General features: G+C 70.4%; 20 protein-coding genes and 1 pseudogene. 9 read left to right on the top strand and 12 right to left on the bottom strand.

Going from position 1 to position 24,302, the window contains the following annotated elements; all coding sequences use genetic code 11:
- Window positions 1-5: 5 nt before the first annotated feature.
- Entirely contained in the window at window positions 6-695 is a 690-nt protein-coding gene (locus tag I8N67_RS29365; RefSeq protein WP_200307245.1) for a polysaccharide lyase family 7 protein, read from the bottom strand.
- A 263-nt stretch (window positions 696-958) separates the two neighbouring features.
- Between I8N67_RS29365 and I8N67_RS29360 the strand changes: the two genes are divergently transcribed.
- From I8N67_RS29360 to I8N67_RS29345, 4 genes are all read left to right on the top strand, one after another.
- Entirely contained in the window at window positions 959-3,319 is a 2,361-nt protein-coding gene (locus I8N67_RS29360; RefSeq protein WP_200307244.1) for a glycosyl hydrolase family 95 catalytic domain-containing protein, read from the top strand.
- A gap of 91 nt (window positions 3,320-3,410) precedes the next feature.
- Complete coding sequence (locus I8N67_RS29355) at window positions 3,411-5,312, top strand: glycoside hydrolase family 97 protein (RefSeq protein ID WP_200307243.1); 1,902 nt, start codon at window positions 3,411-3,413, stop codon at window positions 5,310-5,312.
- Window positions 5,313-5,526: 214 nt separating this feature from the next.
- The gene (locus I8N67_RS29350; protein WP_200307242.1) at window positions 5,527-6,780 is read left to right on the top strand and encodes a PP2C family protein-serine/threonine phosphatase; all 1,254 of its coding nucleotides are present in this window, start codon (window positions 5,527-5,529) and stop codon (window positions 6,778-6,780) included.
- Between the two features lie 20 nt (window positions 6,781-6,800).
- A complete protein-coding gene (locus I8N67_RS29345) occupies window positions 6,801-7,010 on the top strand; it encodes a hypothetical protein (protein ID WP_200307241.1) in 210 nt (69 codons plus the stop codon).
- Window positions 7,011-7,021: 11 nt separating this feature from the next.
- Here I8N67_RS29345 and I8N67_RS29340 read toward each other — a convergent pair whose 3' ends face one another.
- The 5 genes from I8N67_RS29340 to I8N67_RS29320 all read right to left on the bottom strand — a co-directional run bounded on the left by I8N67_RS29340 (window position 7,022) and on the right by I8N67_RS29320 (window position 12,518).
- Entirely contained in the window at window positions 7,022-7,990 is a 969-nt protein-coding gene (locus tag I8N67_RS29340; protein WP_200307240.1) for a carbohydrate kinase family protein, read from the bottom strand.
- A 36-nt stretch (window positions 7,991-8,026) separates the two neighbouring features.
- The gene (locus tag I8N67_RS29335; protein ID WP_234046483.1) at window positions 8,027-8,890 is read right to left on the bottom strand and encodes a carbohydrate ABC transporter permease; all 864 of its coding nucleotides are present in this window, start codon (window positions 8,888-8,890) and stop codon (window positions 8,027-8,029) included.
- A gap of 2 nt (window positions 8,891-8,892) precedes the next feature.
- The gene (locus I8N67_RS29330; RefSeq protein WP_372443819.1) at window positions 8,893-9,963 is read right to left on the bottom strand and encodes a carbohydrate ABC transporter permease; all 1,071 of its coding nucleotides are present in this window, start codon (window positions 9,961-9,963) and stop codon (window positions 8,893-8,895) included.
- Window positions 9,964-10,026: 63 nt separating this feature from the next.
- On the bottom strand, window positions 10,027-11,370 hold the full coding sequence (locus I8N67_RS29325; protein WP_200307239.1) for an ABC transporter substrate-binding protein: 1,344 nt from the start codon (window positions 11,368-11,370) through the stop codon (window positions 10,027-10,029).
- A 128-nt stretch (window positions 11,371-11,498) separates the two neighbouring features.
- Window positions 11,499-12,518 carry a LacI family DNA-binding transcriptional regulator gene (locus I8N67_RS29320; RefSeq protein ID WP_200307238.1) on the bottom strand — a complete coding sequence of 340 codons (1,020 nt, stop codon included), beginning with the start codon at window positions 12,516-12,518 and terminating at the stop codon, window positions 11,499-11,501.
- A 178-nt stretch (window positions 12,519-12,696) separates the two neighbouring features.
- On the opposite strand from I8N67_RS29320, the gene I8N67_RS29315 reads away from it, so the two are divergent.
- Entirely contained in the window at window positions 12,697-14,055 is a 1,359-nt protein-coding gene (locus I8N67_RS29315; RefSeq protein ID WP_200307237.1) for a glycoside hydrolase family protein, read from the top strand.
- A 34-nt stretch (window positions 14,056-14,089) separates the two neighbouring features.
- Window positions 14,090-15,295: a glycoside hydrolase family 1 protein gene (locus tag I8N67_RS29310; RefSeq protein WP_200307236.1), complete on the top strand. Its 1,206-nt coding sequence runs from the start codon at window positions 14,090-14,092 to the stop codon at window positions 15,293-15,295.
- A gap of 231 nt (window positions 15,296-15,526) precedes the next feature.
- On the opposite strand, the gene lpdA is transcribed toward I8N67_RS29310, so the two are convergent.
- From lpdA to I8N67_RS29295, 3 genes are all read right to left on the bottom strand, one after another.
- Entirely contained in the window at window positions 15,527-16,939 is a 1,413-nt protein-coding gene (gene lpdA, locus I8N67_RS29305) for a dihydrolipoyl dehydrogenase (RefSeq protein ID WP_200307235.1), read from the bottom strand.
- A 118-nt stretch (window positions 16,940-17,057) separates the two neighbouring features.
- Entirely contained in the window at window positions 17,058-17,372 is a 315-nt protein-coding gene (locus I8N67_RS29300) for a hypothetical protein (protein ID WP_200307234.1), read from the bottom strand.
- Complete coding sequence (locus tag I8N67_RS29295) at window positions 17,366-17,833, bottom strand: hypothetical protein (RefSeq protein WP_200307233.1); 468 nt, start codon at window positions 17,831-17,833, stop codon at window positions 17,366-17,368. Before I8N67_RS29295 ends, I8N67_RS29300 begins: the two co-directional genes overlap by 7 nt.
- 192 nt (window positions 17,834-18,025) lie before the next feature.
- Between I8N67_RS29295 and I8N67_RS29290 the strand changes: the two genes are divergently transcribed.
- Window positions 18,026-18,319 (top strand): TetR family C-terminal domain-containing protein, encoded by a 294-nt coding sequence (locus I8N67_RS29290; protein ID WP_200307232.1) that lies wholly within the window; start codon window positions 18,026-18,028, stop codon window positions 18,317-18,319.
- A 58-nt stretch (window positions 18,320-18,377) separates the two neighbouring features.
- On the opposite strand, the pseudogene I8N67_RS29285 reads toward I8N67_RS29290, so the two are convergent.
- The 3 genes and pseudogenes from I8N67_RS29285 to I8N67_RS29275 form a co-directional block, all read right to left on the bottom strand.
- Window positions 18,378-19,438 (bottom strand): annotated as a pseudogene (locus I8N67_RS29285) (LLM class flavin-dependent oxidoreductase).
- Complete coding sequence (locus tag I8N67_RS29280; RefSeq protein WP_200307231.1) at window positions 19,438-19,971, bottom strand: SRPBCC family protein; 534 nt, start codon at window positions 19,969-19,971, stop codon at window positions 19,438-19,440. Before I8N67_RS29280 ends, I8N67_RS29285 begins: the two are co-directional and overlap by 1 nt.
- A 162-nt stretch (window positions 19,972-20,133) precedes the next feature.
- Window positions 20,134-20,631, bottom strand: a complete 498-nt coding sequence (locus tag I8N67_RS29275) for a winged helix-turn-helix transcriptional regulator (RefSeq protein WP_200307230.1) — start codon at window positions 20,629-20,631, stop codon at window positions 20,134-20,136.
- Between the two features lie 493 nt (window positions 20,632-21,124).
- Between I8N67_RS29275 and I8N67_RS29270 the strand changes: the two genes are divergently transcribed.
- Both I8N67_RS29270 and I8N67_RS29265 read left to right on the top strand, forming a co-directional pair.
- Window positions 21,125-23,014, top strand: coding sequence for a propionyl-CoA synthetase (locus tag I8N67_RS29270; protein ID WP_200307263.1), 1,890 nt, complete (start codon window positions 21,125-21,127; stop codon window positions 23,012-23,014).
- A gap of 187 nt (window positions 23,015-23,201) precedes the next feature.
- Window positions 23,202-24,263: an alkene reductase gene (locus I8N67_RS29265; RefSeq protein ID WP_200307229.1), complete on the top strand. Its 1,062-nt coding sequence runs from the start codon at window positions 23,202-23,204 to the stop codon at window positions 24,261-24,263.
- Window positions 24,264-24,302: the final 39 nt, after the last annotated feature.

Genomic DNA, 24,302 nt, shown 5'->3' with positions numbered 1-24,302 from the left:
GACCGTCACCGCGTCCAGTAGCCGATGTCGCGGAAGCGGGCCTCGACGCGCCCGGAACCGTGGTTGTAGACGCCGTTCTTGAAGTAGCGGGTGGCGGGGCCCCGGTCGGCGACCGTCAGGACGAGGGAGTCGTCGAAGTAGACCTTGACGGTCCCGGTCCCGCTGCTCGCCCGGTGGGCGATCTTCAGGTTGAACCAGGTGTCGTACGCGCCGGTCCTGAGGACCGCCCCGTCGTAGCGCCGCACCGTGCCGCCGTTGGCGGCGTACACATTGAGCATGATGTCGGTGGCCGGGGTGCCCGAGGGGCGGGCGGTCCGCAGGATCTGGACGAAGGACGCGCCGTCGGTGCCGGACGGCAGGTAGACATCGGCGTCCCACATGCGGTCGCCCGTCGTGTAGTCGTTCTTCCAGCGCATCTCGGTGCGCGGGTCGGTGGAGTTGCCCTCCTCGAACGGCTCGTCGGTGGCGTACACCCACATGCGGTGGACGCCGCCGCTGTAGCTGTGCCGGTCGCTGAGGTCGAGGTTCCAGGGCTTCTGCCAGCTGTACGTGAACGCGGTCTTCGTCCAGCCGTCGGTGGGGTCGGCGAGCGGCGACGCGGTCGCGGCGCCGGCGAGCGGAGCGGGCTGCAGGGTCAGCGCGGCACCGCCGGCCAGGAGGCCGGCCCCCGTCCGTAAGAGGGATCTCCGGTCCATCGTCATCACGTGTCCTTTCCTCTGAGGGAGCACACGCGAGCAGGCAACCCGAAGACATCGGATGAGTCAAGGACTTCAACACCGCTTAACCGATGTGGCCGATGTGGGCACGGAGTCCAAATCTGTTGATTTTCATCCGAATTGCCAGGTATATTCGGCCACTCCTCCCCCCTTGGTCCAGATCATTGACAGGTTCACGAAGCCTGCCTAGGTTCCCCGATACACCCGATGTATCGATGCTCCGTCAGGTCTGGAGGACGATGATGACCTCGCAGCCGGGAAAGCACTCACCGCTGCCCCGCAGAGCCGTACTCGGCACCGCGCTGGGCGGAGCGGCAGCGGCGGCCCTGCCCGGGACGGCCCACGCCGCCCAAGCCACCCCTGCCGACCCACTCCTACCGGCGGTGTCGCCCGTCGGCGCCGATGACGCCGACGCGGTGGCCGGGGGCGGCAGACGCCCCTGGAGACTCCGCGACACCATGACCACCGACGGCTCCTGGGACAGGTTCCTGCGCGGCCAGGACCTGCTCTGGAGCAGACTGCCGAGCCGCTGGTACGAGGGTCCGTTCCTCGGTGACGGACAGCTCGGCAGCATGATCTACCAGGAGCCGGACACCAACCACCTCCGCTTCACCGTGCAGCACGGCCGAGTCCAGGACCACCGGCCCGAGTTCGGCAGCGGCTGGGGAACCTGCCGGCTCCCGGTCGGACATCTCACGCTCGAACCGGCCGGCACCGTCACCGCCGTCGACTGGCGGCTGAGCCTGTGGAACGCCGAGCTCACCGGCACCGTCACCACCACCGCCGGCACCCTCACCCTCTCCGCCCTCATCCACGACGAGGTCCTCGCGGTCCGCGTACGGGCCGGGGGCGAGGAGCGGGTCACCTGGACGTTCCACCCCGAGGAAGCCGTCAGCCCGCGCGGCATCAGCGAGGCCCCGCCCGCCGGCTACACCCCCAACCCGCCCTGGACCACCCGGACCACCGCCGACGGCACCGAACAGGTGCTCCAGTCCCTGACCGGTGGCCAGACCGCCACCTCGTACCGCCGCACCGGCGACGACCTGCTGCTCAGCGTCAGGCACAGCTCGCCCTCCACCACCGCAGCCGAGGCCGAGTCGCTGCGCGGCCTGCGGCGCGCGACGTCGTACGGCGCGCTGCGGCGGCGGCACGTGCGGTGGTGGCACGCGTTCTACAAGAAGAGCTTCATCTCGTTCCCCGATCAGCGGTTGCAGAGTTTCCACTGGATCCAGCTCTACAAGGTCGCCTCGGCCAGCCGCGCGGGCGGGCCCGTCATGGCCACGTGCGGGCCGTGGCTGGAGCCGACGCCCTGGCCGGCGGTGTGGTGGAACCTCAACATCCAGTTGGAGTACTGGCTCATCCACGGCGCCAACCACCTCGAACTCGACGCGCTCGCCACCACCGTGCGGCAGAACCAGGAACAGCTGATCGCCAACGTGCCCACCGCCTACCGCGCGGACAGCTCCGGTGTCGGCCGCAGCTCCGACACGTTCGCCAACCGGGGCGTGGGCAGGCCCGGCACCGGCGCCGAGACCGGCGACCTCACCTGGGCGCTGCACAACGTGTGGCTGTCCTACCGGCACTCCATGGACGAGTCCCTGCTGCGTGACACCGTCTTCCCGGTGCTGCGCCGGGCGATCAACTACTACCTGCACTTCCTCACCCCGGGCAGTGACGGCAGGCTCCATCTGCCGAGCACGCTCTCCCCCGAGTACCCCGTCGTGCCGCCGCAGGACACCAACTACGACCTGGCCCTCATCCGCTGGGGCTGTCAGACCCTCATCGAGTCCGCCGAACTGCTCGGCGTCGACGACGAGTTGATCCCCCGCTGGCAAGAGGTACTGGCCCGGCTCACGCCGTACCCGGTCGACGGCAACGGTTTCATGGTCGGCGCCGACACCCCGTACGCGCAGTCGCACCGGCACTACTCGCATCTGCTGATGGTGTACCCGCTGTACCTCGTCAACTGGGACCAGTCGGAGAGCCGTGACCTGATCGCGAAGTCGATCACCCGCTGGCACGTGCTGACCGGCGCCCACCGGGGCTACAGCTACACCGGGGCCGCCTCGATGTACGCGATGGCCGGCGACGGCGACACCGCGATCACCTATCTGCGGAAGTTCTTCGACACCAGCACCCGCTACCCCTGCCGTCCCAACACGCACTACACCGAGGCCGGTCCGGTCATCGAGACGCCGCTGTCCGCCTCGCAGTCGCTGCACGACATGTTCTGCCAGAGCTGGGGCGGCGTGATCCGGGTCTTCCCGGCCGTCCCGGCCGCCTGGGCGGACGTCACCCTGCACGACTTCCGTACCCAGGGCGCCTTCCTGGTCAGTGCGGTCCGCGAGGCCGGGGCGACCCGGTTCGTCCGGATCAGGAGCCTGGCGGGCGAGCCGCTCAAGCTACGGCACGGGCTCGGTGGCCGCGTCACCGCCGTACTGGACGACGGCAGCCCGGCGCGCACCCGCGAGCTGGGAGACGGCACCCTCGCCATCGACCTGCCCCGCGGCCGCGAGGTGCTCGTCCACTCCGGTTCCCGGCCCGACCTCGTCATCGCGCCCGTCACCGTCAGCGAACCGGGCCCGGCCTGGGGACTTCCGTAACGACCGCCGTCCATCCGGCCGCACAACAGGCCCGGACGCCCAACAAGTCCGGACGCTGAACAGGTCCGGACGCCCAACAGGGAGGTCTTCCATGGCAGTTCCGATCAGGACGGCGGTCGCCGCGCTCTGCGCCGGGCTGGTGGCCGCACTCTTCACGACCGTGCCCGCGAGGGCCGTGCCGAACGAACAGAGCAAGCAGAACGTCTGGGCCGTCTCCGTCGCGGCGCACGCGCCCCGGGCACGGATATCCCTGGACGACACCACCGGCGCGCTGAGCCTGTCGGTGTCCCGCGCGGGCCGTACCGTCGTCGAACCGTCGCCCGTCGGCATCGTCACCGAACAGGCCGACCTGTCCCAGGGGTTGCGTTTCCTGCACCGGAAGGACCGCCGGATCGAGGAGCGTTACCGGACGAAGTCCGGCAAACGGCTGGACCGCCGGATCCGTATGAACGAGACCCGGCTGTCGTTCGCCACCGCCGCGGGCACCCGGCTCGACCTCGTCGTCCGCGCCGCCGCCGACGGTGTCGCCTACCGGTACGTCCTGCCCGGCGGCCAGGGCGATGTCCTCGGCGAGACGTCCGCGTTCAACCTGCCGGCCGACGCGAGCGCCTGGCTCGGCACCTACCGGGCCGACAACGAGGGCCAGTTCGTCCGGTACACGGCCGCGACCGCCCCCACCGGCACGTACTCGGACCAGGCGCTGTTCGCGACCGGCGGCGGCTACACCCTGCTCGCCGAGTCCGACCTCACCGGCGCCTACTCGGGCGCCCGGCTCGCCCACGACCAGGGCACCGGCACGTACCGGATCAGGCTCGCCGACGACCGGGTGCGTACCGACGGCCCGCTCGCCACCCCCTGGCGGGCCATGGTCACCGGCGACCTCGCCACCGTCACCCGCTCCACCTTCACCGACGACCTCGCCCCCGCCTCCAAGGTGGCCGATCCCTCCTGGATCCGGGCCGGCACCGCGCTGTGGACCTGGCTCGCCGGGGGCCGCCCGGCCGGCCAGAGCCTCGCCGCGCAGCAGGCCTACGTCGACTACGCCGCCGAACGGAACTGGCCGTACGAGGCCGTCGACGCGGGCTGGTACTTCAGAAGCGACGCGTGGGACACCACCGACCCCGACTGGCAGACGAACAGCTGGATGCCGGAACTCGTCGAGTACGCCCGCGCCAAGGGCGTCGGGATCATCGTCTGGATCCACCAGCGCGACCTCGACACGGCTGAGGAACGCGCCCAGTGGCTGCCCACCCTGGAACGGTGGGGCGTCAAGGGCGTCAAGATCGACTTCATGGACTCCGAGGCGCAGTCCACGCTCCGGTGGTACGACGCCATCCTCCCGGAGACCGCCGCCCACCACCTCATGGTCAACTTCCACGGCTCCACGATCCCCAAGGGCATCCAGCGCACCTGGCCGCACGTCATGACCCTGGAGGGCGTCGCGGGCGAGGAGAAGCGCACCAACACCGCCGCCCACCTCACCACCCTGCCCTTCACCCGCAACGTCATCGGCTCCATGGACTTCACCCCCGGCGCCTTCCAGCGTGTCGGCCTGCGCCCCAACTCCGACGCGGCCGAGGTGGGGCTCTCCGTCGCCTACGAGTCGGGCCTGCAGATGTTCGCGGGTACCCCCGAGTCGTACGACGCCCGGCCGCTCGCCCGCGCCTTCTTCGACCAGGTCCCGGCGGCCTGGGACGACACCCGCCTCCTCGCCGGACAGCCCGGCGAGCAGGCGGTGCTCGCCCGCCGCAGTGGCGACCGCTGGTTCCTGGGCGGGCTCTACGCCCGGTCGGCCCATACGGCGCAGGTACCGCTGTCACTCGGCCCCGGACGGTGGCTGGTCGAGACGATCCGCGACGGCGCCGACGGGCTCGTCCAGGACCGGCGGGTCCTGCGGGGCGGCGACACCCTGAGCGTCGACGTCGTCGCCAACGGCGGCTTCGCCGCGCTCGCCTGCCCCTGGCGGCCGGGGCTCACCACCTGCTACCGCTGAGTAGACTCCGCCCACGCCGGACGACCGGCGACCGCCCGTCATGGCCCGGCGGGCGCAGCCGCCGGGCCACCTCGGTGCCCAGGGATTCAGCCCCGTCACGGTGGTACTCCGCCGTGACGGGCGTACCCCTCAGGTGTTCCCGGCCGACCCCGTGGCGTATTCGCTCTATCGTGGAACAGCACAGTGACGGGTCGGCGCCGAGGCGGGGCAGCACATGAGAAAACCGGAGATCGACTACGCGGCGGTCTTCCGGGCACTGCCCGGCATGGTGGCGCTGCTCACTCCGGATCTGGTGTACGCCGACGCCAACGAGGACTTCCTCCGGCTGGCCGGCCGCACCCGTGAGCAGCTGCTCGGCCGCTACATCTTCGACGTCTTCCCCGAGAACCCCAACGACCCGGCGGCGGCCGGCATGCGCGAGACCCAGGCGTCGATGCTGCGCGTGGTGGCCACCGGCGAACGCGACACCATGGCGCTGCTGCGCTACGACATCGAGGACCGCGAGCGGCCCGGCCACTGGGTGGAGCACTTCTGGAGCCCGGTCAACGCCCCCGTGCTCGGCCCGGACGACAAGGTCGCGCTGGTCGTGCACCGGGTGGAGGAGATCACCGAACTCATCCGCGCCCGCGGCGGCCCCGACGCACCCGCCATGGCCGGCGACGACACCCGGGCCCGGGTGCTGGAGGCGGAGCTCTACACCCGCGCCCGTGAGCTCCAGGAGGTCAACGAGCGGCTGCGCCAGGCACACGCCCGGGAACGCGAGGTCGCGCTGGCCCTGCAGGCGGCGATGCTGCCGGCGCCGAGCCCCGTCGGGCACCACCGGGCGGCCGTACGGTACCGGCCGGCCATCGGGGCCCTGAACGTGTGCGGAGACTGGTACGACCTGGTCGAGCTGCCCGGCGGCGGTGACCGTATCGCGGTCGCCGTCGGCGATGTGGTCGGCCACGGGCTCGCCGCCGCCTGTGTCATGGGGCAGCTGCGCAGCGCCCTGAGCGCCGCCTGCCGTGTCGCCGACGGCCCGGCCGAGGCCCTGGACGCGCTCGGCCTGTACTCCCGCTATGTCGACGGCGCCGAGTCGACCACCGCGGTGAACACCTTCATCGACTGGGACACGCACACGATCGCCTACAGCAGCGCCGGCCATCCGCCGCCCGCCCTGCTGCATCCCGACGGAACCGTCACCTTCCTCGACCGGTCCACCGACCCACCGCTCGGCGCCCGCCCGGTCCATGTGCGCCGCCCCCAGACGACCCTGCCCTTCGTCGAGGGCGCCACCCTGGTCCTCTACACCGACGGGTTGATCGAACGCCGCACCGAGGACATCGACGTCGGCCTCGCCCGTCTCGCCGACTGTCTGAGCCGCCACCCGGACACCGCCCCCGAGACCCTGGCCGACGCGCTCCTGGCCGACCTCCTCCCGGCCACCGGCGCCACCGACGACGCCGCCCTGGTCGTCATCCGCCTCTGACGGACGAGCGCGCCGACGACATGGCCGGTCCCCGCCTCGACGTCGGGCGCCTCGCGGGTCAGAGCGGCGCGGGCTCCGTGCTCGCGGTGGAGAACTCGCAGACGGCGCCCTTGCCCGTGAGCGGCTACCAGAACCACCCGTCGACCTCGCCCCCGGTGACCCGGGCGGTGGGCGAACTCCCGCTTGTACGCCGTACGCCGCGGCGACTCGACGGGCGGGATGCGCGATAGTCCCTGACCGCTCAGGGGGTACGAAGGGGCCCGGGGTCCAGACGCTCTGCCCAGGGCGGGTCCGCGCCGGGGACGGAGCAGGTGAGGGCGGCGACGCGGGCGGCGAAGGAGCAGGCGTCAGCGGTGTCTTCGAGGGTCAGGGCATCGAGCCGGCCGCCGAGGTGTCCGAGTGCGGTGAGGCGGTGCAGCAGGCCGGCGGTGAAGGAGTCTCCGGCGCCCACGGTGTCGATGACCTCCACGGTCGGGGACGGGACCTTGACGCGTGCGCCGTCGAGGGAGGCGAGGGCGCCGCGTCCGCCGAGGGTGATGACGACAAGCCGGGCACCGGCCGCGTGCCAGGTGTCGCAGGCCTGTTCGGGAGTGGCCCCGGGGAGGAGGAGGGCGAGGTCGTCTTCGCTGAGGCGGAGGATGTCGGTGAGGGCGCACCAGTGGTGCAGCCGTTGGTGGTAGGCGGCGGGCGGTACGAGCAGGGGACGGACGTTGGGATCGATGGACACGGTGGCGTGCTCGCGCGCCTTGGCGAGGTGGTCCTCGATGTGGCTGCCGCCGGGACGGCGTATCAGCGCCAGGGAGCCGGTGTGCACGGCGACGGTGTCGTCCGGCACGGTGGCGGACAGTTCGTCGGCGGTCCACTGCCAGTCGGCGGCGCCGTCGGCGAAGAACGAGTAGGTGGCCTGGCCGGTCTCGTCGAGGTCGGCGACGGCGAGCGTGCTGGGCTCCGAAGCGGTCACGGTGCCGGTCAGGTCGACGCCGGAGGCGCTGAGGTGGTTGCGGAAGAGGGTGCCGAAGACGTCGCCCGAGAACCGGGCGAGCAAGCGGGTGGGGGTGCCGAGCCGGGCGAGGGCGACGGCAGTGTTGGCCGGGCCGCCACCGGGCAGGACGCTCAGCGCGAGATGGCCGGGGGTGGACCGGGCGGCGTCCGTGAAGGCATCGGCAACGCACTCCCCGATGACGGTGATGCCGCTGGTGGTCGTATTCATGGAGTGTCTCCGTAGAAAAAGCGCTGGGCGCGGGGCTCAGCCCTTGACGGCGGAGCTGGCGACGCCCTGGACGAACCAGCGCTGGAAGAAGGCGAAGACCACGAGGACGGGCAGGACCAGGAGGACGCCGAAGGCGAGGATCTGGCCCCAGTCCGGGGGCAGTTGGCCCTGGAAGACGCTCATTTCCAGCGGCAGCGGACGGACGGAGGGGTCGGAGACCATCAGGACCGGCCAGAGGAAGGAGCCCCACTGGGTGAGGAAGGTGAGGATGGCGACGGACGCGAAGGCCGGCTTCGACATGGGGACGATGATGGCGAAGAAGGTGCGCCAGGGACCGGCGCCGTCGATGCGGGCCGCTTCCTCGATGCTCGGCGGGATCGTGCGGAAGAAAGTGTGGAACTGGTAGATCGAGAAGGCGTTGGCGATGAACGGGAGCGCCAGGATGGGGAGCGTGTTGCGCTGGTCGTTGAACATGTAGAACAGCGGCACGGCCACCGACTCGAACGGGACCAGCATCAGCAGCAGGACGAGGGTGAAGACGGCCTCCCTGCCCCGCCACTTCAGTCGCGAAAGCCCGTACGCCGCCATCGAGTTGACGAACAGTCCCCCGGTCACGACCACGAACGCCAGCAGCAGCGAGATGCCCATGAAGCGCCAGAAGTAGCCGGTGCTGTCGGAGTTGAGGGCGTCGAGGACCGCTGAGTAGTTGTCGAAGGACAGGTGGGTGGGCAGGAAGCCGGACAGGCCGTCGAGTACCTCGTCGGAGGGCTTGAGGCTGCCGAGGAACAGGTAGATCACGGGCAGTGCGAAGACGAACGCCAGCACGCTCAGTACGGCGTAGTCGAGGAAGCGGCGCAGCGGCTGCCTGCGGGGCATCCCCGTGCTCGTGGTCGTGCTCATGTTCAGTCCTCGTTTCCGGGCCGGACGACGCGGCGCTGAATGAGGGTCAGGGCGACGACGATCAGGAAGAAGACGACCGTGATCGCGGACGCCTGGCCGATGTTGTTCTGGTCGAAGGCGGTGGTGACGGCCTGGTACATGACCGTGCGGGTGGCGTCCTCGTCCAGACCGCCGCCCTTGACGAGGACGTACACCTGGTCGAACACCCGGAAGGACAGCACCGAGGTGAGCATGGCGACGAAGACGAGGGTGCCGCGGATGCCGGGCAGGGTGACGTGCCGGAACTGCTGCCAGCGGGACGCCCGGTCGAGTTCGGCGGCCTCGTAGAGTTCGCCCGGGATCTGCTGGAGCCCGGCCAGCAGGATGACCATCTGGAAGCCGACGCCCTGCCACACCGACAGCACGATGATCGAGGCCATCGCGGTGAGCCCGTCGCCGAGCCAGTCGAACGCGCCCCAGTGGCCGAAACTCACCGCGTCCAGCGCGGAGTTGAGCATGCCCTGGTCGCTGCGGGCGAGGATCAGCCGCCAGATCACGGCGACCAGCGCCATCGGGAAGACCACGGGCATGAAGAACAAGGACCGGAACAGGCCGATGGCCTTGAGCTTGCGGTTCAGCAGGATCGCCAGGCCCAGGGCGAGACCCGTCTGCAGCGGTACGACGACCACGGCGAAGGTCAGGTTGTTCAGCAGAGCCCGGAGGAAGGGGCCGGACAGGTCGGGGTCGGTGAACAACCGCCGGTACTGCTCGACGCCGAAGAAGGTGGGCTCCAGCGGGGAGCCGAGGCGCACGTTGTAGAAGGAGAGCACCACGGCGTAGCAGAAGGGGATGCCGACGAAGGCGATGAGCCCGGCGACGGCTGGGCCGGACATCGCCAGTCCGTGGATCCAGTCACGGTTCTTCCGCACCGGTCGCACCGGTCGCGCCGATCGGGACGGTCGGGACGGTCGGGACGGTCGGGACGGTCGCGTGGATCGTGCGGGGCGCCCGGAGCCGGCGGGCTTCTCGGAGGTCACGGGTGGGTCCTGCTCCCGGTCGGAGGGCGCGGACTGCGCGGGTTCGGCGGAATTCACGGGTGGGTCCTGTTCCCGGCCGGGGCGGGCGCGGCTGGCATGCGCCCGCCCGGCCGATGTGGCCTACGGGATCTTGTAGCCGGCGTTGTCCGAGAAGTCCTGGTCGATACCGCGGGCGGCCTTCTCCAGGGTGCTCTTGGGGTCGGCGCCGCCGTAGATGGAGTTCAGGGCCTCGCTGAACTTGGCGGTGACCGTGGGGTATCCGGCGGTCACGGGGCGGGTGACGGCGACGCAGGACTTGGTGATGTCGGTGTCACCGCAGGGCTTGGCGAGCTGGTCGGAGTAGAGCTGGAGCGGGCCGCCCTGCTTGTACAGCGGGCTCGCGGCGAGTGCGGTCCTGGTGGCCGGCACCGCGCCGTTGGCTGTGGTCATCGCCGTGATGTTGGTGTCGTCGAGAAGGCTGTCGAGGAACGTGCCGGCGGCCTTGGCGTTCTTGGTGTCGGCACCGATGCCCCAGGCCCAGGAGCCCTGGCCGGTCTTGGGGCCGTTGCCGAAGTCGGGCAGCGGCAGCACGACGAGGTCGTCGCCGAGCGCCTCGCTGTAGGTGGGGTACATCCAGTGGCCGACCCAGCTCAGGGCGACTCGGCCCTTGGCGAAGGCGTTGCCGTCGGTGTTGGGGTCGACGTAGGTCTTCCAGGACTGGAAGGTCTTCATCGCGGAGACCACGGCCGGGGTGTCGAGGGCGCCTTCGGCCTTGCCGTCCTTGAGGAGGGAGCCGCCGGCCGACCACACGATGGGGGCGAAGCCGTAGGTGCCCCACTCGTTGTTGTAGCCGCCGGTCTCCTGGAGGTCGAGGGGCTTGCCGTCGGAGTCCTTGGCCTTGAGCGTCTTGAGCGCGGCGGTGAACTCGTCCGCGGTCCAGTCGTCGGACAGGCCGGTGGGGTACTTCACCCCGGCGGCGTCCAAGAGCTTCTTGTTGCCGTAGATGCCGAGGCCGGAGTCGTACATGCCCAGCCCGTAGTGCTTGCCGTTGATCTCGCCCTGCGCCTTGCTGGCGTCGGTGGCGTTGGCCATGGTCTTCGAGGAGACGTAGCCGTCGATGGGGGCGAGCTTCTTGTTGTAGACGAAGTTCGCCATCGTCGGACCGTCGAACTCCATGACGTCCGGCAGCTTGGAGGCGTCGGTCGCGGTGATGGTCTTGGTGTAGTCGTTGCCGGGGATCAGCTTCAGCTCGACCTTGACCTTGTCCTGCGAGGAGTTGAAGGACTTCACCGCGTTCTGCAGCGCGGTGTCCTCGCTCTTCTGTCCCTGGTGGGCCCAGACGCTGATGGTGCCCGTACCGCTGCCCGACTCGGCCGCGGTGTCGGTGCCGCCGCCCCCGCCACAGGCGGCCAGCGCCGCCAGGGGAAGGACGAGGGCCAGGCCCGTGCGGGCCGCGTGACGGGACCTTCTGTTTCCGGCGTTCATGGGTTGGTGCCTCCGTGCGAGGGTTGGTGCTGCTGTGAGGTCCGAAGCGCTGAAGTGCTTTCCGGTCTTGGGGCGTGGGGGGGCTCAAGGGACGTGAGTCCCGGGGACTGTGCGGTGGGGTTCGGGGGTTACTGCGGTCCGCGTGGTCGCGGCGGCGCGGTGGTTTCGCGCAGTACCAGACGGGTGGGCATCTGGACGTGCCCGGGCTGCTCGTCGGCCGACTCGTCGAGCTGCCGCAGCAGCAGCCGGGCGGCCTCCGCACCCTGGCCGGCGACCGGCTGGGCCACGGTGGTCAGGCCGAGCACATCGGCGAGTTCGTGGTCGTCGAAGCCGATGACAGACACGTCGTCCGGCACCTTCAGGCGGTGTCGTCTGAGGGCGCGCAGCGCGCCCATCGCCATCTCGTCGGACTGGGCGAACACGGCGGTCGGCGGCCGGGAGGCGGCCAGCAGTTCGGTCATCGCCCGCTCGCCGCCCTCGACGGTGTAGTCGCCGTCCGACACCAGGGCGGGGTCGTGCTCGATCCCGGCCTCGGTGAGAACGTGCAGGTAGGCCGCACGACGGTCGATGGGCGTGGTCCAGTGCAGGGGGCCGCTGGCTCCGGAGATCATGCCGATCCGGCGGTGGCCGAGGTTCGCCAGATGCCGTACGGCGCTCTCCGCGCCCGCCCGATCGTCGATGCCGACCACCGTGAAGCCGGGGCGCTGGCCCCCGACGGTGGAGGCCAGCGGCACCCCGAGCGAGCGCAGGGCGGCGGACTCGTCCTCGTCCGGGATCAGCAGCGACAGCACCGCGTCGACGCGCTTGCGCACGGGCAGCTTGGTGAAGAAACGCTTGCGTGCTTCCGGCGAGCCCAGGTTGTACAGCAGCACGTCGTACCCGGCAGCACTGAACACCTGTTCGGCGGCGTCCAGCACGGTGCCGAAGAACCAACGGCCGATGTACGGGGCGACCACCCCGATGGTGAAGGTGCGCCCGCTGGCCAGGCTGGACGCCGAGCGCGACGCCGTGTAACCGAGCGAGGCCGCGACGGCCGTGATCTGCGCCCTCACCTCCTCGGACACGCCCGTCCGGCCGCGCAGGGCGCGGGACACGGTGGACGCCGAGACCCCGGCGGCGCGGGCGACATCGGTGATGCGAGCCGTCACGGCGGATTTCTCCCTAGATTTCACGTCGGTGTGATCTGTGAGTGACGCGACCGTAAACCCGCCCTCGTCGTTGCGCAAGCGTTTGCGTTCATATTTACTGGACTGACTCCCAAGAGGGTCGATGGAGATCAACATTCAGCGCATGCGTTTGGGCGCTGTGAGCCGACAGGAACAGTGCATGCGATACGCCCCGCCCGGCCTCTGCGTGAACGACTTCGCCCTGCTCCGTGACGAGGACGGCACCTACGCGGTGCTTCATCTGCAAGGCCCCTGGACGCCCGACTTCGACCATCTGAGTATGGAGACCTCCTACGGCCGGGCCACGTCCACGGACCTCGTCCACTGGGAGCCGCAGGGCACCGCCTTCGGCAACGGCCTGCCCGGCCGCTTCGACCAGCAGGCCGTGTGGACCATGCACCCCGTCCGTCACGGCGAGGGAATGGCGATGTTCTACACAGGGGTGAGCGGATTGACGCCTGGCGGCTGGCCGCTCCAGTCCGTCGGCCTCGCGTACTCCGACCGGACCGACGGCACCGGCTGGCGCCGCCACGGCACCGGGCCGGTCGTCGAGGCGGACCCCCGCTGGTACCGCACCGGTGAACGCATGGGCTGGCGCGACCCCTTCGTCGTACGCGACGACGAGGGCGACGGCTGGATCATGATCGTCTGCGCCGGCGACGCCTCCCTGCCCGTCGAGGTCAGCGGCTGCGTCGCCTGGGCCACCTCCGACGACCTGGAGCACTGGACCGTCCACCCGCCGCTCATCTCCCCGGGCGATGTCGACGAACTCGAATGCCCGGTCCTGGAACGCCTCGACGACGGAAGCTGGTTGCTGCTGGGCTCCATCGGAGCCACCCGCGGCTTCGAGGCGTGGACCGCGCCGAGCCTGCGCGGCCCCTGGAGCCGCCGCGGCCCCCTCGGCCCGACCGGCTCCTACGCGCCCCGCGTCATCCCGGCCCCCGACGACTCCCGGGTCGTCCTGCACACCGCCCCCCGCCGAGTCGGCCTCACCGACACGGGCGCCCCCTGCCGCGGCATGCTCGCCCAGCCGAAACTCCTGGTCACGCCCCCGGATGCGGCGCCCCGCCTGGAATGGTGGCCCGGCCTGAACGCCTGGCTCGGCGAAGAGACCGACGAGGCCGCCCTGCACGCGGTCGGCGACATCACCCTCTCCGGCCCCGTCAAGATCACCCTGCGCACCGACACCCCCGGCGGCGACCGCCCCGCCCTCGTCGTCGCCTGCGACGGCAAGGAGCTCAAGGTCACCGGACTCGACGGAGCCCAGCTCGGGCAGGCGGCCCTCACCGAACCCGCGGCCGGCTTGCGGATCCTCACCATCGGTGAGTACGTCGAGGTGTACGCCGACGGAGTCTTCGTCCTCGCCACCCTCAGCTACGCCGGTCACCCCGCCCCGTGGACAGCCGGCGCCGAGGGCAGCGAACACACCATCCCTGTCCGACCTGTCCGCCTGCCCGACCTCCACCGCGACGACGCCTCGGCCATCTGGCCCGGCAACCCGGACCACCACGCCCGCTGAAACCGTCACCCCGCACGCCCCGAAAGGCCCAGCCATGCACGTCACCGCCGACGGTCTCCGCTTCCCCGACGGCTTCCTGTGGGGAGCCTCCACCGCCGCCCACCAGATCGAGGGCAACAACGTCAACAGCGACTGGTGGCAGATGGAACACGAGGCCGGCACCACCATCGCCGAACCCAGCGGCGACGCCGCCGACAGCTACCACCGGTGGCGCGAGGACATGGACCTGCTCGCCCGGCTCGGCTTCACCGACTACCGCTTCAGCATCGAATGGGCCCGCATCGAGCCCGCCCCCGGCCACTTCTCCCGAGCGGAGATCGCCCACTACCGGCGCATGGTCGACGGAGCGATCGAACGCGGCCTGCGGCCCATGGTCACCCTCCACCACTTCACCGTGCCCCGCTGGTTCGCCGACCGCGGCGGCTGGACCGCCGACGGCGCCGCCGACCTGTTCGAGACATACGTCCGGGCGACCGCGCCGATCATCGGCACCGGCGTACGGCACGTCTGCACCATCAACGAACCCAACATGATCGCGGTCGCCGGCGCCGTACGGAAGCTGGGCGCCGAAGCACCCCCCGCCGTCGGAACGCCGCTGCCCGACAAGGCCACCACCGACGCCCTGATCCAGGCCCACCACCGCGCGCGAGCGGCCGTCAAGGCCATCTCCGAGGACATTCAGGTCGGCTGGTCGATCGCCAACCAGGTGTACCAGGCCCTGCCCGGTGCCGAAGCCGCGACGGCCGCCTACGGCCACCCCCGCGAGGACGTGTTCATCGAGGCCGCCCGCGACGACGACTGGATCGGCGTCCAGTCCTACACCCGCACCCGAATCGGCCCCGACGGCCCGGTCCCCGCCCCGGACGGCGTCGAACGTACCCTCATCGGCTGGGAGTTCTACCCCCAGGCCGTCGGCCACGCCCTGCGCCACACCGCCGAGATCGCCGGCGACGTCCCCCTCATCGTCACCGAGAACGGCATCGCCACCGACGACGACACCCGCCGCATCGCCTACACCACCGGTGCACTCCAGGAAGTCGCCGCCGCCCTCGAAGACGGCCTCGACATCCACGGCTACCTCCACTGGAGCGCCCTCGACAACTACGAATGGGGCTCCTACAAGCCCACCTTCGGCCTCATCGCCATCAACCCAAACACCTTCGAACGCACCCCCAAGCCCTCCGCCGCATGGCTCGGCGGACTCGCCCGCACCAGGGTGCTGCCACGAGCCGGCTCCTGACCGAGGGAATTCCGGCGGCATCCTTCAAGGACCCGCGAACCCGTCGAATTCACCCCCGGCAAGCCGGGGTGGACAGGCAGGACCCGAGTTCACCGAGTCGTCGCCGGTCACGTCGAGGCCGAGGAACGTCACGCGACCGCGCGAGTGAGATCTCCGGTGTGCAAATTCTTCGGGCACACGGCGGCGCACCCGGGCCATACTCCTGCCGAGGCCCGAGTGTTCGCCGCCCCGCTACATGTTGATCATGTGGCCGGCGAGGCCGTGGACCGCTTCCTTGACGGCCTCGCCCAGCGTGGGGTGGGCGTGGACATTGCGAGCCACCTCGTGGACCGTCAGGTCCCACTGCTGGGCCAGGGTCAGCTCGGGGAGCAGCTCGGTGACGTCCGGGCCGATGAGGTGGCCGCCGAGCAGCTCGCCGTACTTGGCGTCGCTGATCAGCTTCACGAAGCCGGTCGCATCGCCCAGGCCGTGGGCCTTGGCGTTGGCGGTGAACGGGAACTTGGCCACCTGGACGTCGAAGCCCTTCTCCCTCGCCTGCGCCTCGGTGTAGCCGAAGCCGGCGATCTGCGGCTGGCAGAAGGTGGCCCGCGGGATCATCACGTAGTCCAGCTCCATGGTCTCCGCGCCGGCCAGGGTCTCCGCGGCGACCACGCCCATCGCCTCGGCGGCGTGCGCCAGCATCAGCTTCGCGGTGACGTCGCCGATGGCGTAGATGTGCGGGACGGAGGTACGGCAGCGGCCGTCGACGTCGATCGCACCGCGCTCGGTGACGGTGACGCCGGTGTTCTCCAGTCCGTAGCCGGTGACGTTCGGCGCGAAGCCGATCGCCTGGAGGACCTTGTCGGCCTCCAAGACCTGCTGGGTACCGTCCTTGCCGGTGACCGTGACCCGGACCTGCGGGCCCGACTCGTCGATCGACTCGACGCGGGTCGAGGTGAGCATGTCGATGCCCAACCTCCGGTACTGCTTGGCGAGTTCGGCGGAGACCTCGCTGTCCTCCAGCGGGGCGATCCGGTCCAGGAACTCGACGATCGTGACCTTCACGCCGTAGTTGTGCAGGACATAGGCGAACTCGATGCCGATGGCCCCGGCGCCCGCGATCACGATCGACTGCGGCAGCTCCTCGGCGAGGATCTGCTCCTCGAACGTCACCACGCGCGAGGTACGCCGGGTGCCGGGGAGCAGCTTGGGGGTCGCGCCGGTGGCGATGACGCAGTCGTCGAAACCGATGGTGCGGCTGTTGCCGTCATAGTCCGCCACCTGGAGCGTGTGGGGGTCGAGGAACGTGCCGCGGCCGCTGATTTCCGTGATCTTGTTCTTCTTCATCAGGTAGTGGACGCCCTTGACCCGGCCGTCCGCGATCTTGCGGCTACGGCGGTAGGCCTCCCCGTAGTCGAAGGAGACCTCCCCGTCGACCTTGATGCCGAAGGTCTTCGCCTCGCGCGTGAACACGTGTGCGAGTTCGGCATTGCGCAGCAGGGCCTTGGTGGGAATGCAGCCCACGTTCAGACAGACGCCGCCCCAGTACTTCTCCTCGATGACCGCGACGCGCTTGCCCAGTTGGGCGGCCCGGATGGCGGCGACGTACCCGCCGGGGCCCGCACCTAGTACGACGACATCGAAGCGCTCACCCTGCTCGTCCATGGACGGATCCTTTCCGCTGGGACGGCCGACTTCCCGTACGGGGCCGGCTCACTCCCGATCGAACAACCTGTTCCTGTACCTGTACGCCCCGCTGCCTTGATCCATGCCCGCACGGCAATCATCGACGGCGGCCCGACGCCTCGTCGACTTCGCGTACTCCGGCCTCGGCAGCACCGAGCCTGAGCGTGTAGAGCCCGAACGCCGCGACCGGGCCGTGCACGCCGGGCTTGAGGACGGCGTCCGGCGCCGCCGCGTGGACGGCGCCCCACGTCAGAAGGGCTCCGGTCATCTCGTACGGATCGGGCCCGGTGAGGGCGGTCGTGGCCAAGGGGCGACCGTGGCCGTCGCGGGCGACGGCGATCACCAGGGAACGGCCGTCGCTGTCCGGCTCGCGCCGCGATCCCGGGAGCCGCTCGGACAGCCGCGTCACCACGGCGCGCACCTTCGCCGAGCGCGGCAGGGGCGCGCCTGGAGCGCGGCGGCGATCCGCACCGGCCGCGTCCACCGCCCGAACCACCCAAGGCCCACCTCGACGCTCTCCAATTGGGGGAAGACCTCCGGCAGTCCGAGATGTTCCGAACCCGGGACGGTCATGGCCGGACGTGTCACACCGGCGTGGCGGAACGTGCGGACACGCTTGGCGGCAGGCTCGTCGACCAGCCGGGAAGGGGCCCCGGCACGTGCGGGGCGGTAGGCGAACCCGCCCTCGGCCGCCGCGCCGACCAGCGTCTGCCGCGTACCCCCCGTGATCAGGGTGCAGGCGTCGTGCAGGGTGCCCCGGTAGAGCAACTCGTCCCCACGGCCCGAACGGGTGATGAGGTAGCCGATCTCGACATGACGTGCCCGGTCGCCCGCCTGATCCAGGGCCAGCGCACCGGCGAGATTGCCCGGCACATAGTCGTAGTCGAACGCGGGTACGAGGGCCGCTCCCCGGTCGGCGCGACGGAGTCCAGCTCACGCAGGACATGACGGGCGCACCCGCCCGCGCCGCCGCCGTGACCGTGGCCATGCCGAGCCGAGGCGAGCCGAGCCGCATGAACGGCCCGACCGTGGAGACGACCACACGACCCGCCGCACCGCGAGCTGATGGTCCAGGCGCCCTCGGTCCTGGGCGAGCGGTACCGGCACCGCAACGACACCATCGCCCAGCCGCCAATCGAACGTCTGCTGACCGCCCTGGCCGAACGCGGCGACCTGCGACCTGACGTTCCCGTCGTCACGGTCGCCCGCCTGCTGATGTCCGGCCTCTGCGAGGGCAACCAGATCATCGCCGCGGCGGCGGATCGGGAGGCCGCCCTGAGCAGTACGTTCCGGGCGATCACCCTGCTGATGTCGGGCCTGGCGGCCGACGGTGCCGGCGCCCGCCCGCAGGCCACCTGACACAGGCCTCATGGAGGGCCTCTCGGCCCGCCCCCAAGAGGCCGACACGGCCCTGTCGCTACCTGGCCGCCCCGTCCTCGACGTCGCGGACCACTTCGATGGCCCGGCCCAGCGTGGCAAGCCGGGCGCCCAGGGTCTCGCCGGCGGGATAGAAACGAACGGTGTCGACGCCGACGTCGCGCCACACGCGCAGCCGCTCGCGCACCATGTCCTCGGTGCCGATCAGCGTGGTCGCCAGCACCATCTCGTCGGTGACCAGGCCGGCCGCGCCGTCCCGGTCCCCGGCCTGCCAACGCGTCCGGACGTCGGCCGCCACCTCGGCCCAACCCTGGCGGCTGTAGGCGTTGTTGTAGAAGTTCGTGGTCGCGGAGCCCATACCGCCGAGGCTGAAGGCCAGCTCCTTCTTGCGTCCGGCCACCATCGCGCGCAGCGTGTCCTCGTCATCGGCGAAGGCGACCTCGGCGCCCTGGCAGATGTCCAGGTCGGCGCGGGTGCGGCCGACGGCGGCCAGGCCCTGGTCCAGGTGGTCGAAGTACGCCTCCTTGGCGCCCTCGGGCACAAAGCTGGTGCCGAGCCAGCCGTCGGCGATCTCACCGGTGAGGTGGAGCATCTTCGGGGAGAGGGTCGCCAGGTAGACCGGGATGTCGTGCTCGGCGCGCGTCGACAGGCGCATGGGTTTCGCCTCACCGCCCGGCAGCGGGAGCTGGAACTCCCGCCCGGAGTAGGAGATCTTCTCGCCCGAGGCGGCCCGGCGCACGATCTCGACGGTCTCACGCATCCGTGCCAGCGGCCGGGCGAAGGGCACGCCGTGCAGCCCTTCGATCACCTGCGGGCCGGAGAGGCCGAGGCCGAGAAGGAAGCGTCCCTGGGAGATCTGCGCCAGCGTGATCGCCGCGCGGGCGATGGCCACCGGCGTGCGGGTGCCCAGCTGGATGATTCCGGAGCCGAGCAGCAGGCGCTCGGTCTTCGCGGCGAGGTAGCCCAACGCGAGGGCGCCTCGGAGCCCCACGCCTCCGCGACCCAGCAGATGTCCAGGCCGAGTTTCTCCGCCTCGGTGACGTAGTCGACGATCTCCCGCCAGTCGCCCCCGGAGGCTTCGATCGTGGTGGACGTACGCATCAGAGATTCCCCTCGCCCGAGGTCCGGGGCCTCTCGGCCAGCTTCTTGATCTCTTCGAGGGTGGCGGCCATGTCGGTCTCGAACTCCCGCATGCGCACGAAGACGATCTTCTGTTCCTTCTCCGGCATGCGGTCGATGGCGAAGGAGAGGCCCGAGCGGGCCGGCCCCATCTGCATCCACTCCCGCAGCAGGGTGCCGCCGTCGTGCCGTTCAAGGGTGAACCGCCAGATGGCCGTGGGGTGCTGCGGATCCTCGACCGCCCAGGCGAGCACCTTCGACGGCTCGTACTCGACGATGTGGGACGTGGTGGCCCACTCCCCCAGCGCCTCGTGCCTGCTCCGGCCGATGAACCGGGCCCCCGGCGCCGGACCGCTCCCGCCGTCCAGCCATTCCACCGACTGCAGCTCGGGGCTCATGCGTGGCATCAGCTCGATGTCGGACACCAGCGCCCACACTCGCTCCGGCGGGGCGGCGATCCAGATGCGGACCTCGACCGTCGGCTTGTCCCCATAGCGCGCACCCGTCCACTCCATGATCCTGCGGCCTCCCTGCCCGTCCGAAAACCCTCATCCCAGCACCTGACCAGTAAAGTTGCGTAGATAGACTTACTTGTCAAGGGCGGGCGCAGGCGCCAGGGAGCTACTGGGACGGCCCGAGGACCACGGAGCTGGTCGGCCGGCCCCAGAACCACCCGATCAATCGGCGAAACGCTCCCGCACGTCCGGCCGCTCGGCCAGATGCGGTGGATAACCGGGGCCCATCCGGGGGTGGGTGTTGTCGGCGGTCATCGGCTCACCGCATGCGGCGCACACCACCTCGGCATGGCTCTCCTGCCCGCACACCTCGTGACGCATGGCCACCGGCGGGCCCGCTTCACCGGCCAGCCAGCGGTCTCCCCACCGGTTCATCACCAGCAGCACCCCGTAGAAGTCGCGCCCCTTCTCGGTGAGCACGTAGTCGTACCGGACCGGCTCCGTCTGGTACGGCCGCTTCTCCAGCAGCCCCTCCTCCACCAGTCGGCGCAGCCGGTCCGTCAGGGTGTTGCGGGCGATCCCCAGCGACTCCTGGAACGCGTCGAAGCGCCGGATCCCGTAGAACGCCTCGCGCAGGACCAAGGGCGTCCACCAGTCGCCGAGCAGGTCCATGGTCCGCGCGATCGAGCAGGGCCACTGCGCAAAGGATGTCCGCCTCATGACACCCAGCATAGGTTCGTCCAGTCATGAGACCCAGCAGGTACGGAGAGGTGACCGATGGGCGCGACATCTTGCGCTCGCCCTCAGGCACGGCCTCGGATCCACCCGCGAGACGCGCCTGGACGCCTTCGCCGAGCGTTTCGCGCAGGCGGGCATCGCCGCCCTCGCCTTCACCTACCGGCACTTCGGCGACAGCGGCGGCCACCCTCGCCAGCTCCCGCCGTCAAGCTGTGAGCCTGCCCGCAGGGAAATACCGGTCGAGGGGACCCGCCGCGCACAGCGGGCCCGCTCCCTTCCCATGCCTGAACGGAAACGTGATGGCGGGCCCGTCCCGATCGGGCCCGCCGACACCGTCGCCACGCCGGAGACCCGCCTCCCCCGGCCGGTCCCCGGCATCCCGCACGACCGTGTCGGGCAGGATGGGGTGTTCGTGTCCGACACCCTGTTGTACGCCGCTACGCCCCTGTCCCTGGATGTCACAAAGGAGTGCGCGATGGGAATGTACGAGGACGTCTTCCGTGCCAGTACCGAAGACCCGGAGAGCTTCTGGCTGAAGGCGGCGGAGGGCATCGACTGGGAGGTCGCTCCACGACGCGCACTGGATTCCTCGGGCGCCCCCTTCTACCGCTGGTTTCCCGACGGTCGGCTCAACGTCTGCCACAACGCGCTCGACCGGCACGTCGAAGCCGGCCGGGGCGAACAGCCCGCGCTCATCTACGACTCTCCCGTCACCGACACCCGGCGCACCCACACCTACACACAGCTGAGGGACGAGGTGGCGGCCTTCGCAGGTGCGCTCGCGCAGCTCGGCGTGGGACACGGCGACCGGGTGGTGATCTACATGCCGATGGTTCCCGAGGCCGCCGTCGCGATGCTGGCCTGCGCACGGATCGGCGCGGTCCACTCGGTCGTCTTCGGCGGGTTCGCCCCGCACGAACTCGCGGTGCGCATCGACGACGCCACCCCCAAGGTGGTCGTCTCCGCCTCCTGCGGCATCGAGGGCAAGCGCGTCATCGCCTACAAGCCGCTGCTCGACCGGGCGATCGAACTCGCCGCCCACCAGCCGGAGAAGCAGGTGATTCTGCAACGCCCGCAGGGGCGCGCCGAGTTGGGGCCCGACGATCTCGACTGGGCCGACCTGGTCGCCGCCGCGCCCCCGGCCGACTGCGCGCCGGTCGCCGCGACCGATCCGCTGTACATCCTCTACACGTCCGGAACGACCGGGAAACCCAAGGGAGTCGTACGGGACTGCGGCGGCTACGCGGTGGCCCTGCACTGGTCGATGGGCGCCGTGTACGACGTGGGACCGGGCGAGACGATGTTCACCGGTTCCGATGTCGGCTGGGTGGTCGGGCACTCGTACATCGTCTACGGGCCGCTACTGGCCGGGGCGACGACGGTCCTCTACGAGGGCAAGCCGGTCGGCACACCGGATGCGGGCCAGTTCTGGCGGGTCGCCGACGAGTACCGGGTCAAGACCATGTTCACGGCGCCCACCGCCTTCCGGGCCATCCGTAAAGAGGACCCGAAGGGTTCGCTCACCGGGGCCTACGACCTGTCCGGCCTGCGCCACCTCTTCCTCGCCGGCGAGCGCCTCGACCCCGAGACCTACCACTGGGCCGGCGCTCTGCTGGGTGTCCCGGTGATCGACCACTGGTGGCAGACCGAGACCGGCTGGCCGATCGTCGCCAACCCGGTCGGCATCGAAGCCGCTCCCCTCAAGCCCGGCTCCCCGACCCTTCCGCTGCCGGGCTGGAACGTCCGCGTCCTCGATCCTTCGGGCGAGCCGGCGCCCGCCGGCGTCGACGGCGCCATCGTCGTGCGGCTCCCCCTGCCACCCGGCGCGCTCCCCACCCTCTGGAACGACGACGAGCGCTATGTCGCCTCCTATCTCTCCGCATTCGACGGCTTCTACCTCACCGGTGACAGCGGACACATCGACGACGACGGCTACGTCTTCGTCATGGGCCGCACCGACGACGTCATCAACGTCGCCGGACACCGCCTGTCCACCGGCAGCATGGAGGAGGCTCTGGCCGCCCACCCCGACGTAGCCGAATGCGCCGTCATCGGCGTCGCCGACGCCCTGAAGGGACAGGTACCGCGCGGCTTCGTCGTTCTGAAGGCGGGCAGCGGCCGCGAACCGAGCGAGGTCGAGGCCGAACTCGTCCAGCTGGTACGCGAACGCATCGGCGCCGTCGCCTCCCTCAAGGACGTGGCGGTCGTGGCCGCCCTGCCCAAGACCCGTTCGGGAAAGATCCTGCGCAAGACGATGCGCGGCATCGCCGACGGCCACGACGAACCCATCCCCTCCACGGTGGACGACCCCGGCGTCATCGAGGCGCTGCGGCCCGTTCTCCGCCGCGCCGAGCAGACCCCGTGAACGGCTGACCGAGTCCCGGGCTCCAAGTTCCGGGCTCCAAGTTCCGGGCTCCAGGTTCCGGCGGCGCGCGACTTTCATCCCGGTTCCCACCAGGTACCGCACTTGCGCCTGTTGACATCCACACATAGCATTATGATCGTAATTCTATTACTTCCACAAGCACGCCCAACAACCTGAGGAATCCCACATGCTGAACGCCCTGTGGAACCCGACCGTCGCCGGGGACATCCCGCTTCCGCACCGGCTGGCGATGGCCCCCATGACACGGGACAGGTCCACCCCCGAAGGCATACCCACCGAGCTGAACTCCGAGTACTACGCCCAGCGCGCCTCGCACGCCCTGATCATCACCGAGGGCACCCAGCCCTCCGCCGACGGACAGGGCTACCCGCTGACCCCCGGCATCTACACCGAGGAGCACATCACCGGCTGGCGCAAGGTCACCGACGCCGTACACAAGGCCGGCGGACGCATCGTCATCCAGCTCATGCACACCGGACGGATGTCCCACCCCGACAACACCCTCCACCACCGGCAGCCGGTCGCCCCCTCCGCGATCCAGCCGGCGGGCACCATGTTCACCGCGTCCGGCCTTCAGGAGATGCCGGTACCGCGCGAGTTGTCCACCGAGGAGGTCGCCGCGACGGTCGACGACTTCCGCCGCGCCGCCGCGGCCGCCATCGCCGCCGGCGCCGACGGCGTCGAGATCCACGGCGCCAACGGCTACCTCGTGCACCAGTTCCTCGCCACCAACACCAACCAGCGCACCGACCGCTACGGCGGCTCCCTCGACAACCGCATCCGCTTCGCCGTCGAGGTCGCCACCGCCGTGGCCGACGAGATCGGCGCCGGCCGCACCGGCATCCGGATCTCCCCCGGCAACCCCTTCAACGACATCGCCGAGAGCGACACCCACGAGCTGTACCCCGCCCTCGTACGCGCCCTCGCCCCCCTCGACCTCGCCTACCTGCACATCAGCCACGGCGGCGACGACGAACTCCTCCACACCCTGCGCAAACTGTGGCCCACCACGCTGGTCCTCAACCGGGCAGGCACCGACATACCCACCCGCGCCAAAGACGTCGAAGAGGGCCTCGCCGACGTCATCAGCGTGGGCGTGATGGCACTCGCCAACCCCGACCTGGTCGAGCGCATACGCTCCGACGCCCCCCTCAACACCCCCGACCCCGCCACCTTCTACGGCGGCGACGCAGCCGGCTACACCGACTACCCGACCCACGCCGCCTGAGCGGCACGCCCGAGGCGCCCGAGGGAATTCCCCTCGGGC

The sequence above is a fragment of the Streptomyces adelaidensis genome (genome assembly GCF_016598475.1).
GTDB lineage: Bacteria > Actinomycetota > Actinomycetes > Streptomycetales > Streptomycetaceae > Streptomyces > Streptomyces adelaidensis.
This window is presented reverse-complemented; position numbering and strand designations above follow the sequence as displayed.